The organism is Salinigranum rubrum, from assembly GCF_002906575.1.
In the GTDB taxonomy this organism is placed as follows: domain Archaea; phylum Halobacteriota; class Halobacteria; order Halobacteriales; family Haloferacaceae; genus Salinigranum; species Salinigranum rubrum.
In genome coordinates this window covers 4,202,619-4,214,919 of the sequence record NZ_CP026309.1, presented here as the reverse complement: position 1 = coordinate 4,214,919, position 12,301 = coordinate 4,202,619, and the positions used below count along the sequence as shown (strand labels likewise).

Annotated in this window: 11 protein-coding genes and 1 pseudogene; all 12 read right to left on the bottom strand. The window is 68.4% G+C overall.

From position 1 onward, the window contains the following. Positions 1–23: 23 nt before the first annotated feature. Entirely contained in the window at positions 24–1,361 is a 1,338-nt protein-coding gene (locus C2R22_RS20845; protein ID WP_103427479.1) for a cytochrome P450, read from the bottom strand. Positions 1,362–1,555: 194 nt separating this feature from the next. Beyond that, entirely contained in the window at positions 1,556–2,380 is an 825-nt protein-coding gene (thiM, locus tag C2R22_RS20840; RefSeq protein ID WP_103427478.1) for a hydroxyethylthiazole kinase, read from the bottom strand. Next, on the bottom strand, positions 2,377–3,021 hold the full coding sequence (gene thiE, locus C2R22_RS20835; protein ID WP_103427477.1) for a thiamine phosphate synthase: 645 nt from the start codon (positions 3,019–3,021) through the stop codon (positions 2,377–2,379). The genes thiM and thiE overlap by 4 nt, the downstream gene beginning before the upstream one ends. Positions 3,022–3,126: 105 nt before the next feature. Next, a complete protein-coding gene (locus C2R22_RS20830; RefSeq protein ID WP_343125780.1) occupies positions 3,127–5,316 on the bottom strand; it encodes an ATP-dependent DNA helicase in 2,190 nt (729 codons plus the stop codon). Between the two features lie 126 nt (positions 5,317–5,442). Beyond that, positions 5,443–5,586: a hypothetical protein gene (locus tag C2R22_RS25315; protein ID WP_162562582.1), complete on the bottom strand. Its 144-nt coding sequence runs from the start codon at positions 5,584–5,586 to the stop codon at positions 5,443–5,445. A gap of 46 nt (positions 5,587–5,632) precedes the next feature. After that, positions 5,633–6,283, bottom strand: coding sequence for a hypothetical protein (locus C2R22_RS20825; protein WP_103427476.1), 651 nt, complete (start codon positions 6,281–6,283; stop codon positions 5,633–5,635). 108 nt (positions 6,284–6,391) lie between these two features. Then, on the bottom strand, positions 6,392–7,294 hold the full coding sequence (argF, locus tag C2R22_RS20820) for an ornithine carbamoyltransferase (RefSeq protein WP_103427475.1): 903 nt from the start codon (positions 7,292–7,294) through the stop codon (positions 6,392–6,394). A gap of 1 nt (position 7,295) precedes the next feature. After that, entirely contained in the window at positions 7,296–8,345 is a 1,050-nt protein-coding gene (locus C2R22_RS20815) for a [LysW]-lysine hydrolase (RefSeq protein WP_103427474.1), read from the bottom strand. Next, on the bottom strand, positions 8,345–9,493 hold the full coding sequence (locus C2R22_RS20810; protein WP_103427473.1) for an aspartate aminotransferase family protein: 1,149 nt from the start codon (positions 9,491–9,493) through the stop codon (positions 8,345–8,347). Before C2R22_RS20810 ends, C2R22_RS20815 begins: the two co-directional genes overlap by 1 nt. Continuing rightward, a complete protein-coding gene (locus tag C2R22_RS20805; protein ID WP_103427472.1) occupies positions 9,490–10,392 on the bottom strand; it encodes an acetylglutamate/acetylaminoadipate kinase in 903 nt (300 codons plus the stop codon). The genes C2R22_RS20810 and C2R22_RS20805 overlap by 4 nt, the downstream gene beginning before the upstream one ends. Then, positions 10,393–11,429, bottom strand: a pseudogene (gene argC / locus C2R22_RS20800) (N-acetyl-gamma-glutamyl-phosphate reductase). Then, complete coding sequence (gene lysX / locus C2R22_RS20795) at positions 11,426–12,301, bottom strand: lysine biosynthesis protein LysX (RefSeq protein ID WP_103427471.1); 876 nt, start codon at positions 12,299–12,301, stop codon at positions 11,426–11,428. Before lysX ends, argC begins: the two are co-directional and overlap by 4 nt.

The following is a 12,301-nucleotide window of genomic DNA, read 5'->3' as shown; positions in this document are numbered from 1 at the left end:
TGAGGACAGAGAGGGCGCTCCCGTTACCGTTCGACCAGCCGCATCTCCATCGGCTGCCGAGGGTGCATCGTCAGCGACCCGCGGAGGTCGAACGGCTCGTCGCGGGTGTATTCGAGGCGGTACTGCTGGCAGACGGTCCCCATGATGAGTCGCGCTTCGAGCAGCGAGAGCTGTTTGCCGATGCAGAAGCGGGGACCCCCGCCGAACGGGAAGTACGCGAACCGGTGTCTCGCGTCGGCCCGTTCGTCCAGCCAGCGGTCGGGGTCGAACTCCAGGGGCGCGTCCCAGTACCGCGACGAGCGGTGGACGGCCCACTGCGAGAGCATGACCGCGCTCCCCGCGGGAACGCGATACCCTCCCAGTCGCACGTCGACCTGCGGTTCGCGGAAGATGGTGTATACGGGGGGATAGAGCCGCATCGCCTCGTTCAGAACGGCTTCGGTGTACTCCATCGCCCGAACGTCGGCGAACGTCGGGCGCTGTCCCTCCAGAAGCCCGTCGAGTTCGTCGTGGACGCGCGATTCGACCTCGGGGTGCTGTGAGAGCAGGTACCAGGTGTACGTGAGGGTGAGCGCCGTCGTGTCGTGGCCCGCGAGCAGCATCGTCACCATCTCGTCGCGGAGGTTCTCGTCCGTCTGCTCGCCCCGGTCGCGGGCGCGCAGGAGGACCGAGAGGAGGTCCATCGGCTCCTCTCCGTCCCCGTACTGGGTCCCCTCCCGCTCGTCGATGAGGTCCCAGACGACCTCCTCGATGGTCGACAGCGCCTTCTTGTACTCGCGGTTCTCGCGGGTGGGCGCCCAGTCGGGGATGGCAAAGCGGAACGGGTTCGGCTCGAAGCGCGACCCGAGCGGTTCGAGGTTCTCCTGTACCGTCCTGACTCGGTCGTCGTCGATGGTCGCCCCGAACATCGCCTCGACGATGATCTTCACCGTCAGCCGGGCCATCTCCAGGTGGACGTTGATCACCCCTCCCTCGCGCCAGTCCGCGAGCATCTCCTCGGTGTAGTCGACCATCAGATCCGACAGGCCGGAAAGTCGCGACATCAGGAACGACGGCTGCGCCAACTCGCGTTGTGTCCGCCACGTCTCCCCCTCGCTCATGAGGAGTCCATCGCCGAGCAGGTCGCCGATGGCGTCGTCCTGGAACTTCGGTTTCCGGTACTTGGCGTCGTCGGTCACGAGCACCCGCTCGATGTCCGCGGGGTTCGTGATCATGTACGTGTCGATGGGGCCGAGTTCGAAGTGGGCGACGTCGCCGTACGCCTCTTCGACCGCCGTGATGAACTCGAACGGGTTCTTCGCGTACTGGCCGCTGTTCCCGATGAGTGGCACCCCCTTCGGACCGGGCGGTTCGGTGCTCATTACCCCTCCTTCGACTGGAGAGACATGAAGCGTTCGGCCCCACCTTTTTACGTCGGCGGGTCTCCTCGGCCGCCTCCGGCGGCCTGCGGGGACCCACCTCGCAAAAAGGTGGGTCAAAAACCCCCGGCGGTTCGCGGTCTTCGGCCGCTCTCCGCCGGTCGGTGTGCTCGACGACCGCCCCGCCTCGTGGTCGGTTACTCGACGACCTGGTCGATTCGACCTGTCGCGTCCGGGAGGTCAGCTTCCGAGAGTCCCGCGACGGCGTCCAGAAACGCCGTCTCGTAGCTCGCCGGCCCGAAGTACTCGCCGAACGCGCCGTCGGCCGCGAGTTCCCCGGCGAGACCGAACGCGGCGGTCCCGGCGAGCGCGGCCTCCTCGTTCGGGAGGGCCGCGGCGAACGCCGCCAGCGTCCCGCCGAGCATACAGCCCGTTCCGACGACCTGCCCCATCATCGGGTGCCCCGCGTCGACCTCGAAGGCGGCGTCGGCCGTCGCGACGATGTCGACCTCACCGGAGGCGACGACGACGGCGTCGACCTTTCGGGCGCACGCGATGGCCGTCTCGGCGATGTCGGCGTACTCGCCCACCGATTCGACGCCGCGCACCTCGGCGTCGTCGCCGACGAGCGCCGTCACCTCGCCGTAGTTCCCCTTCACGACGGCGACGTCGAGTTCGGTGACGAGTCGTTCGGCGACCCGTGACCGCGTCGGCGTGGCACCGACGCCGACGGGGTCGACGACGACCGGAACGCCGTGGTCGTTCGCCGCCTCGCCGGCCGTGACCATCGCCTCCTCGCCGCGTTCGCTCACGGTCCCCATGTTCAACAGGAGGGCGTCGGCGATGCTCACCATGTCGGCGACCTCCCGGGTGTCGTCGGACATCACCGGCAACGCGCCCCAGTGGAGAATCACGTTCGCCACCTGATTGACCGTCACCTCGTTCGTCAGGGCGTTCACCAGTGGCTGGTCCGCCTCCACTGCCGTCAACGCCGCGTCGAGGTCGATTTCTCTCGCCGTCATCGTCGGTTCCTCCCTGCCGCCACTGCCTCGGCCAGCCGTCTGGTGGCCGCCTCGGGGTCGTCAGCTCCCGTAATCTCGGAGACGACGGCGACGCCGTCGGCCCCTGCTTCGACGATATCGCCCGCCCGTTCGTGCGTCACGCCGCCGATGCCGACGACCGGGATGGAGACCGCCTCGCACACCGCTCGAACCCGGTCGAGGCCGATTTCGGTCTGTTCGGGCTTCGTCTCCTTCGAGCCTGTTTCGTACACCGCGCCGACACCGAGGTAGTCCGCACCGGCGTCTTCGGCGCGCGTCGCGCCCTCGACGGTCGACACGGACCGGCCGATGAGCGCCTCGGGGCCGAGTTGCTCGCGCGCGACGTCGACGGGGAGGTCGTCGTCACCGAGGTGGACGCCGTCGGCCGTTACCGCAGATGCGAGGTCGATGCGGTCGTTGACCACGAGCGGGACCTCGGCCTCGGCAGTCAACCGCCTGAGTTCCCGGCCGACGGCCAACCGTTCGCGGGCCGTGACGTGCTTCTCGCGCAACTGGACGACGTCGACGCCGCCGGCCAGTGCGGCCCGGACGACGTCGACCGTCGACCGCCCGTTCGTGTGGTTCGACTGTGTGACGAGATACGTCCCGAACGAGGTATTCATCGGTAGTAGTACCTGATTTTGGTCGCCGTGTAATAACCGTTGATGGACTCGTCCCCCGACGCGGAACTACCAGCATCGTCGACGGTGTCTCGCGCGTGACCCGCTTCAGGGCCGCGGCGGGTCGCCCGCGTACGCGTCGTGGTCGGTGAAGAAGTTCAGCATCGCGAACTTCGCCTTCTCGGGGGCGACGTCGACGAACTCCGTCCGCTCCTCCGTCGGAAACGAGCCGCGGACGCCGTACCGCCCCATGTCGCGGCTCTCCCGCGTGTACCGGCGGTCCAGCAGGAGTCGAACCCCGAAGTCGTCCGGCGAGCGGATGACTCGCCCGAGCGCCTGCCGCGTCTTCCGGATGGTCGGAATCTCGACGCCGTAGCGCCACCCCGCCTCTTTCCCCGGGTACGCCCGGTCGTACGCGTCCTGGACCGCCTCCATCCGCTCGGAGAGATGCGGGTAGGGAACGCCGACGACGGCGACCGTCCGCGCGTCGTCCGCGTCGAAGCTCACGCCCTCGCTCAGCGTCCCCCACAGCGAGGTGAACAGCGCGCCGTCGTCGCCCGCGACGAACTCCTTTCGAGCCGCCTCGGTGTCGACGTCGGAGCCGTCGAGCCACAGGTCCGTCCCGACTCCCGTTCCCCGTAACCGCTCGTAGTATCGCTCCGCCTCGGCGTACGAGGGGAAGAAACAGAGCGTGTTCCCCGGCGTGAACCGAAGGACGTCCCGCAGCGTGTCCGCGACCACCGCCTGCGTCTCGGGGTTGCTCCGCTCGGAACTGAAAAGCGGCGGCACGTCGACGGCGAGCGTCCGGCGGTTCGCTTCCGGGTAGGCGAGGCCGTACGCCATTGTCTCCGGGTCGTCCAGTCCCAGCACGTCCTGCGTCACGTCGAAGGGGCGGAGCGTCGCGCTCATCAGCACCGTCGCCGACACCTCGTCGAACAGTTCCTTCGTCACCTCCCGCGGGATGCACGTGTACAGCTCCGCCCGGCCGTACAGTTCGTCGGTGCCGCTGTCGCGCCGAACCGAGCACATCGGGTGCTGGCCCAGTTCGCCGCCCTCGTCCATCCACGTGGCGACGAACGCCGCCGCCTGCAGCGTCTGACACTCCTTGCGCGAGGTGGTCTCCCCGCGCTTGTACTGCTCTTCGTACTCCTCGTCCAGACTCTCGCCGAGTTGGAGTGCGAGTTCGACCTCCGTCGAGATGCCGCGGCCCTCGTACCGGTCGAGGAACGAGAGCGTGAGGTCGTCGCGGCGGTCGGGGTTCGAGACCGAGAGGTCGTACCAGTTCTCGCCGACCTGCTCGCGCTCGCCGAACGCCAGCGCCCCGTCGTACGTCTCACAGAGCGCGTCGTGAAAGGCGCGGAGGACGTTCTCCGCCGCCGCCGCCCGCGAGTCGTCGACGTCCTCTAACTCGGTGAGCGCGGAGGCGAGCGTGTTCTCCGTCAGCGTCCGCGTCGCGTGGTCCCTGGCGGCCGACTCGACGTTGTGCGCCTCGTCGAACACCGTGATCACGTCCTCGGGCTCGCGGCCGAGCCACCGGAAGAACTGCTCTCGAATCAGCGGGTCGAGCAGGTGGTGGTAGTTGCAGACGACGAGGTCGACGCCCTCCATTCCCTCTTTCAGCAGTTCGTACCCGCACAGCCCCTCCCGGTCCGCGTAGTCGTACACGTCTTCGGGGGTTCGAACGTCGTCGAACAGCCACGAGAAGAACGCGCCGGTGTCGCGGGTGAGGTTCGCCCGGTAGTGGTCGCAGACGTTGGTCGACTCGAACCCTTCTACTTCGGATTCGAGCGCGTCGAGTTCGTCGGTCACCGCCTGGTACGCGTCACCCGCGCCCTGGCCCCCCTCGCGCATGTCGTCGAGGAGCGTGTCGGCACGGTCACGGAGTTCCTCCATCTCCTCACGTTTCTCGACCAGGTCGCGCGTCGTGTCGCGGAGGGTCTGACACTCGCGGTAATCTACGTCTATATGGCACATCGACGCTTTCCCCTTGAACACCACGGCGCGGATGGGCTCCGTTCGGGTGATGGCGCGGGCGTCGGCGACGAACTGGCGCATCTGTTGGTGGACGTTCGTCGTGATGACGACCGTCTTGTCCGTCTCCCGGGCGTGTTCGAGCGCCGGCACGAGCGCCGAGAGCGTCTTGCCCGTCCCCGGCGCGCCCTCTAAGAGGACGTTCCGCTCCTCGTCGAGCGCCTCGGCGATGCGCGACATCGCCTCGGCCTGGTTCGGGTACGGCTCGTCGTACGGGAAGAACCGCCAGTGGTCCCGCCCGTCCGACGAGTCACGTGATGCTGCCACACCCGCTCTCGCGCCGCGATGGGCAAAAAACGCTCGCCCCTGCTACGCGGTAGCACTCGTTCACGAACCCCTTCATTTCCGGTGGAACTAACTGTTCACTCGGTTGAGAGTTGTACCCCGACTTCGTCACGTCCACACGCCGAGCAACCCGATGACGACGAGGAGGACGCAGAACCCGACGAACAGGGCGACCGCCCAGAGGAACAGTTTCCGGACGAGCGGGGGGAACACCTCTAGGCGGACGGGAAGCGGGAGGCTGTTCGAGTCCATACCTCACGTCGGACGAACCACGGTAAGTGTCTGGTGGCGCGCTCGCTCACGGTCGGCGGCCGACCATCGACCACCCACCCCCCACGACGGCGAGCGCGGTGAACGTCGCGCCCGCGGAGGCGGTCCAGACCGGCCCGGTCGGCGCCGCGTGTGCGAGGACGATGCCGACGACGGGCGCGACCGATCCGAGCAGGGTCGCCCAGCGCCGTCCCGTCTCCCGCGCGAGGGCGGTTCCGACCGTCGCTCCGCAGAGCGCGAGCACGCCGAGTGGGAGACCGGCGACGAACGCGAGCGCGAGCGTCCCCGGTAACGCGGTTCCGCTTCCGGTGACGACCGCCAGCGGGACGCCCAGTGCGACGGCCGTGGCGATGTCGCCCGCCTCGGCGTAGAATCGGACCGACGCCGTGAGCGTCCCCTGGACGCTCTCGACCTCTTCGTTCGGTGGCAGCAGGCCGACGTACACCGAGCCGACCGCACCCATGAGCACGCCGAACACGAGCGGGGCGTGGACGGTGACGAAGGCGACTTCGGGAGTGGTGCCGTAGGTCGCGGCGGTCGCCTCGACCGCGCGGCGGGTGGTTCCCGTGAGCACGTCGAGGTTCGTCATCACTGCCCCCGAGAGGGCGGCGACGGCGACGCCGAGTCCGACGGTCCCGAGTCGGAGGCGACGGCGGCGCGAAGCGACGAGCGGTGACATCACCCTCCGTTCGGTGAGTAGCCACTCGGGTCTTCCGAACCGTCGTGTCCCGTCGCCGTCCGGTGCAGCGACCGCGACGGGAGACCGGACCCGTCGAGTCAGTCGCTCTCAGTCGTCCGTCAGGAGTTCGACCAAGAGGCCGTTCTGCGCGTGCATGCGGTTCTCCGCCTGCTCCCAGACGACGGCCCGGTCGGATTCGAGCACCTCGTCGGTTATCTCCTCTCCCCGGTGAGCGGGCAGGCAGTGCATCACCTTCGTCTCCTCGCTCACGTACGAGAGGAGGTCCGCGTTCACCTGGTAGCCGTCGAACGCCGCGAGTTTCTCCTCGCGCTCGTCCTCCTCGCCCATGCTGACGAAGACGTCGGTGTAGACGACGTCGGCGTCCGCGACGGCGGCCTCGGGGCTCTCGGCGAGTTCGGGGGCGCTCCCCAACTCGGCCGCCCGGTCGAGCACCGACGCGTCCATCCCGTACCCCTCGGGCGTCGCGACGGTGAGGTCGATGCCGACGAGCGCACAGCCGAGCACGAACGACTGCCCGACGTTGTTGCCGTCGCCGACCCACGCGACTCGGGTGTCGAACCCGAACTCCTCGCGGATGGTCAGGAGGTCCGCGAGCGTCTGACAGGGGTGTGCCTCGTCGGTCAGCCCGTTGATGACGGGGACGTCGGCGTACTCCGCCAACTCCTCGCAGTCGGCGTGGTCGAACAGCCGCGCCATCACCGCGTCCACGTAGCGAGACAGCGCCCGCGAGGTGTCCTTGATGGGCTCGCCGTGGCCGAGGTGGATGTCGTCGGGGCCGAGGTAGACGGCGTGTCCACCCAGCTTCGTCATCCCCGTCTCGAACGACGTCCGGGTTCGAGTCGAGGGTTTCTCGAAGATCATCCCCAGCGTCTGCTGTGCGAGCCGCGTGTCGTCCTCGCCCGCCTTCAGCGCCGCCGCACGGTCGAGGACGGTGTGGACGTCCTCGGTCGAGAGGTCGTCGATGTCGAGCAGGTGCGTCGTCGAGAGCATCTTACGCTCCCTGCAGCCGCCGGGCGACGTCGACGAGGACCTCCACGGAGGTGTCGAACTCGTCGAGGGAGATGTGTTCGTCCGGCGCGTGGTCGAGGTCGGAGTCGCCCGGGCCGTACGTGACCATCGGGCAGTTCCAGGCGTTCGCGTAGAGGTTCATGTCGCTCGTCCCCGTCTTCCGGAGCAGTCGCGGGTTCCCGCCGACCTGTCGGATGGCGACGCGGAAGGCGCGGGCCGCTTCGGTCCGGGACGACTCCATCACCGGCGGGATGGGCTCGTTCCAGTGGACGGTTCCCTCCACCAGCTTCGAGTCGGCGAGTTCGCGCAGTTCGTCGGCCGACAGCGCGGGCGGGATGCGGAACTGTACCTCCATCGTCGCCTCCACCGACAGCCCGTCGGCCCCGAGGCCGCCGTCGAACCCCACCGGCTTGGTGGTGACCTGCTCGAAGATGGGCCGCCACTCGTCGGCCTCGAAGGCGCTTTCGACCTTCTGCCACCAGTCCATCGCCTCCTCGATGGCGTTCATGTCCGGCCGGGAGGAGTGTCCCGACTCCGACGTGGCGACGTACGTTCCGTCGAGAAACCCGCGGTAGCCGAGGGTGATTCCCTCCCAGCCGGAGGGCTCGCCGTTCACCACCGCGTCGGGTTCGGCGCGGTCCTCACAGAGGAAGCGCGCCCCCGAGGAGGTGGTCTCCTCCTCGACGACGCCGGCGAACGAGACGCCCGTCTCCACTGCGGCGACGGCCATCGCCGCGAGCGGGCCGGTGGCGTCGACGCTCCCGCGGCCCCACAGTTCTCCCTCGCGAACCTCGACCGGGATGTTCCCCGGAACGGTGTCGATGTGCGACGTGAGGAGGAGGGCGTCGTCGGCCGGCGCGCGGACGTTCCCCGCCTCGTCGACGTACACGTCCCGGTCGTGCGCCTCGAAGAAGTCGACGAGGACCGCCGCCGCTTCCTCCTCTTCGCCCGACGGCGACGGGGTCGATACGAGGTCGACCAGGAGTTCCTGTGCGTCCAGTTCCGTCGTCCGTGTCTGGGGTTTCGTGCTCATCACGTCATCACCTCGATCAGTGCGTCGACCATCCGGTCCGCGTGTTCCTCTTCGATCGTGAGGGGCGGGAGGAGCCTGAGGACGGTCCGTCCCGCGGGGAGTGCGAGGATCCCCTCGTTCAGCGCGAGGTCTCTCAGCAGGCGGTTCGAACCGCGCTTGACCTCGATGCCGATCATCAGCCCGAGGCCGCGCACGTCCCGGATGGGGAGGTCGTGTTCCTCGGTCGCCGCTTCGATCTCTCCCCTGAGGTACTCGCCGATCTGCGCGGCGTTTCCGGGGACGTCCTCCTCGACGATGGTGTCGAGGGTGGCGTTCGCCGCCGCACAGACGACGGGGCCGCCGCTGAACGTCGAGCCGTGTTCGGGCTCCGCGTCGGCGATCCAGTCCGCACAGAGCGTCGCGCCCAGCGGGAGGCCGTTCGCGATGCCCTTCGCGGCCGTGAGCAGGTCCGGAACCACACCGGCTCCCTCGCAGGCCCACAGCGTCCCCGTCCGCCCGACGCCCGTCTGAATCTCGTCGAAGACGAGCGCCGCGCCCGCCTCTTCGGTGTAGTCGCGCGCCGCCCGCAGGTACTCGGCCGACGCGGGGTGGATTCCACCCTCGCCCTGGACGGGTTCGAGGAACACCGCGGCGGTGTCGTCGTCGACCGCCTCTTCGAGTTCCTCTTCGTCCCCGTAGGTGACGAACTCGATGCCGCCGGCGAGCGGCTCGAACGGCTTCTTGTACTTCTCCTTCCACGTCATCGCCAGCGCGCCCATCGTCCGGCCGTGAAAGCCCCGACGGGTGGCGACGATTTTCGACCGCCCCGTCGCGTTCCGGGCGAACTTCATCGCCGCCTCGTTCGCCTCGGTTCCCGAGTTACAGAGCCAGACGTTGTCGAGCGAGCGCGTCTCGTCCGTGGGCCCGAGCGCCGCGAGCTTCCCGTACAGTTCCGTCCGCGTCGAGTTCGGGTACGACGCCTGCACGTACAGGAGCTTCGCGACCTGCTCTTGGACGGCTTCGGTCACCCGTGGGTGGGCGTGCCCGAGCGCCGCCACCGCGTAGGAGGCGCCGAAGTCCAGGTACTCGGTGCCGTCGTCGGTGTAGAGGTACGGTCCCTCGCCGCGCTCGATCTGAATGGGTTTCTCCGAGAAGACGAATCCGCTCATGCTGTGTCTCCCTGTGTCTCGGTCCCGACGGCGCTGCGCTGGATGTGGGTGCCTCCGGACTGCAGGGCGCTGCTCACCGGGTCGTCGGCGTTCGCGCTCGCGACGACCACCTCGGACGCGCCCCCGTCGAGCGCTTCCTTCGCGGCCATGACTTTCTTGGTCATGAACCCCTCGGCGGCGGCTTCGAGGCCGTCCCAGTCCGCGCTCGTCTCGACGCGCGAGATGAGCGTCGAGGGGTCGTCGGGGTCTTCGTACACCCCTTCGACGTCGGTGAGCAGGACGAGCGTCGCGTCGAGCGCGCCCGCGACGGCCGCGGCGGCCCGGTCGGCGTCGGTGTTCACGGGCGTGCCGGCGGTGACACCGCCTTCACCTCGCGGCGTCTCCGACGCCGCGCCTCCCTCGACACCGAGCATCGGCGGGCCGGTGACGACGGTGTACCCGTCGCCGATGAGCGTCTCCAGCAGACCGGCGTTCACCGCGTCGATGCGGCCCGAGTGCTCGCCGCGTTTGATCTTCTTCTTCCCGTCTTCGACGACTCGCACGGCAGACTTGCGCGGGCCGGTGAGGAGGCCGCCGTCGACGCCGGAGAGGCCGAGCGCGTCGACGCCCTGCGCTCTCAGCCCCGCGACGAGGTCGGTGTTTATCCACGACATCGCCATCGTGAACACCTCCATCGTCTCTTCGTCGGTAAAGCGTCCCGTGACGCCCTCGGGCGTGTCGACGTACGTCGGCTCGATACCCATGCGTTCGAGCGTCTCGTCCACTTTGGTCGACCCGCCGTGGACGACGACGACGTCCTCGCTTCCTCCCCCGTCCGCTCCGACGAGCGAGGCGATGTCGGCGAGCGCGCCTTCGGGGTTGACCGCGCGCGCGCCGCCGATTTTGACGACGACCGACATCTATGGAGCCCCCACGGGGTGAAAGCCCGTCGCCTCCAAGCCGGCGGTCTCCTCCAGGCCGAGCGCGACGTTCGCGCCGTGGACGGCCTGCCCGGCCGACCCTTTCATCATGTTGTCGATGGCCGAGAACACCACCAGTCGGCGGTTCTTCGCGTCGACCTCGAAGCCGACTTCGCCCATGTTGGTGCCGGCGACGACCTTCGGTTCGGGGTAGCGGTAGACGCCGCCCCCGCCCGCGACCGTCCGCATGAACGGCTCGTCCGAGTACGCGTCCCGATACGCGCTCCAGAGGTCGCTCGTCGTCACCTTCGACGACGGGAACGTGTGGCAGGTCGCGCTCGCGCCGCGGACCATGTCCACGGCGTGGACGGTAAACGACACGGACAGTCCCAGGAACTCCTCGATTTCGGCCTCGTGGCGGTGGCCGGTCGGCGCGTAGGGTCGGACGATGCCCGACCGCTCGGTGTGCGAGGAGGCGTCGCCGCCGCCCGCGCCCCCCTCCGAAGAGCCGACTTTCACGTCGACGACGACCTGTTCGTCCCCTTTCAGAACGCCGGCGTCGAACAGCGGCTTCAGTCCGAGGATGGTCGCCGTGGCGTTACATCCGCCCGACGCGAGAAGGTCCGCTCCGGGGAGGTTCTCCCGGTTGAGTTCGGGGAGGGCGTACTCCGCGCGGTCGAGGTACTCGGGGCAGACGTGGCCGTCGTACCACTCGTCGTACTGTTCTTCGGTGGAGAGGCGGAAGTCCGCCGAGAGGTCGACGACCGTGTCCGCGCTGTCGAAGAAGTCGTCGATTTGCTGCATCGAGACGCCGTGGGGCGTCGCCGCGAACAGCACGTCCACGCTCTCTAGGTCCTCTGGCGAACTGAAGCGCAGGTCGAGTTCCCGCAGGTTCGGGTGGACCCTCCCCACTGTTTTGCGGTCGTACGACCGACTCGTCGCCTGAACGACCTCGAACTCCGGATGCTGAGAGAGAAGCCGGAGCAGCTCCCCCCGGTGAAGCCGGAGCCGCCGACGACGCTGGCGCGCAGCGTCATACCGTCGCCTCCGTTTCGGCCTGGGCTTTCGTCTCCAGCCAGTCGACGACCCGGCTGGGCACGTCGACGGTGTCGCCGACCGCGTCGTTCAGCGCCTTGAACTCGACGGTGTGATTCACCTCGTGGACGGTGTACCCATCCTCGCCGACCTCCATCAGGTCGACGCCGAGGAGGCCGCCGCCCACGGCGGCGGAGGCCTTCTCGACCAGTTCGAGCGCGCGGTCGTCGAGTTCGAATTCGGCTGTGGTGCCGCCCTTTGCGGCGTTCGTGAGCCAGTGCTCCGACGAGCGCGTCATCGCGGCGACGGGGTCGCCGTCGACCGCGAGCACACGGATGTCGCGGCCGGGCTTCTCGACGAACTCCTGGACGTAGAACACCTTGTGCTCGTAGTGGCCGAGCGTCGCCTTGTGTTCGAGGATGGCTTCGGCCGCATCGCGCGTGTCGATCTTCGCCATGAGCCGCCCCCACGAGCCGACGACGGGCTTCAGCACGCAGGGATAGCCGAACTCCTCGATGGCTTCGAGCGCCGCGTCGGTCGTAAAGGTGACCGTCGTGTTCGGCGTCGGGACGCCCGCCGCTTCGAGCGCGAGGCTGTTCTTCACCTTGTCGGCGCACAGCTCCGCGGTCTCCGCGCTGTTGACGACCGCGATGTCGTAGGAATCGAGGAACTCCGTGATGTAGAGGCTCCGACTCGTCGCCAGACACCGGTCGAGCACGACGTCGAGGTCGTCGAACACCGCCGGAATTTCCGAGATGTTGAACTGCTCCTTCCGGACGTCGATCTTCGTCACGTCGTGCCCGCGGTCGCGGAGCTCGGAGAGGAGGAGTTTCTCGTCGCGGCGGATCCGGGAGTACAGCAGTCCAACGTGCAC

Excerpts from the sequence above, each read along its gene's own strand:
- C2R22_RS20825 (WP_103427476.1), bottom strand. The coding sequence starts at position 6,283 with ATGTCACCGCTCGTCGCTTCGCGCCGCCGTCGCCTCCGACTCGGGACC.
- argF (WP_103427475.1), bottom strand. The coding sequence starts at position 7,294 with ATGCTCTCGACGACGCACCTGCTCGACATCGACGACCTCTCGACCGAG.
- C2R22_RS20845 (WP_103427479.1), bottom strand. The coding sequence starts at position 1,361 with ATGAGCACCGAACCGCCCGGTCCGAAGGGGGTGCCACTCATCGGGAAC.
- C2R22_RS20805 (WP_103427472.1), bottom strand. The coding sequence starts at position 10,392 with ATGTCGGTCGTCGTCAAAATCGGCGGCGCGCGCGCGGTCAACCCCGAA.
- thiE (WP_103427477.1), bottom strand. The coding sequence starts at position 3,021 with ATGAATACCTCGTTCGGGACGTATCTCGTCACACAGTCGAACCACACG.
- C2R22_RS20810 (WP_103427473.1), bottom strand. The coding sequence starts at position 9,493 with ATGAGCGGATTCGTCTTCTCGGAGAAACCCATTCAGATCGAGCGCGGC.
- C2R22_RS20815 (WP_103427474.1), bottom strand. The coding sequence starts at position 8,345 with ATGAGCACGAAACCCCAGACACGGACGACGGAACTGGACGCACAGGAA.
- C2R22_RS25315 (WP_162562582.1), bottom strand. The coding sequence starts at position 5,586 with ATGGACTCGAACAGCCTCCCGCTTCCCGTCCGCCTAGAGGTGTTCCCC.
- thiM (WP_103427478.1), bottom strand. The coding sequence starts at position 2,380 with ATGACGGCGAGAGAAATCGACCTCGACGCGGCGTTGACGGCAGTGGAG.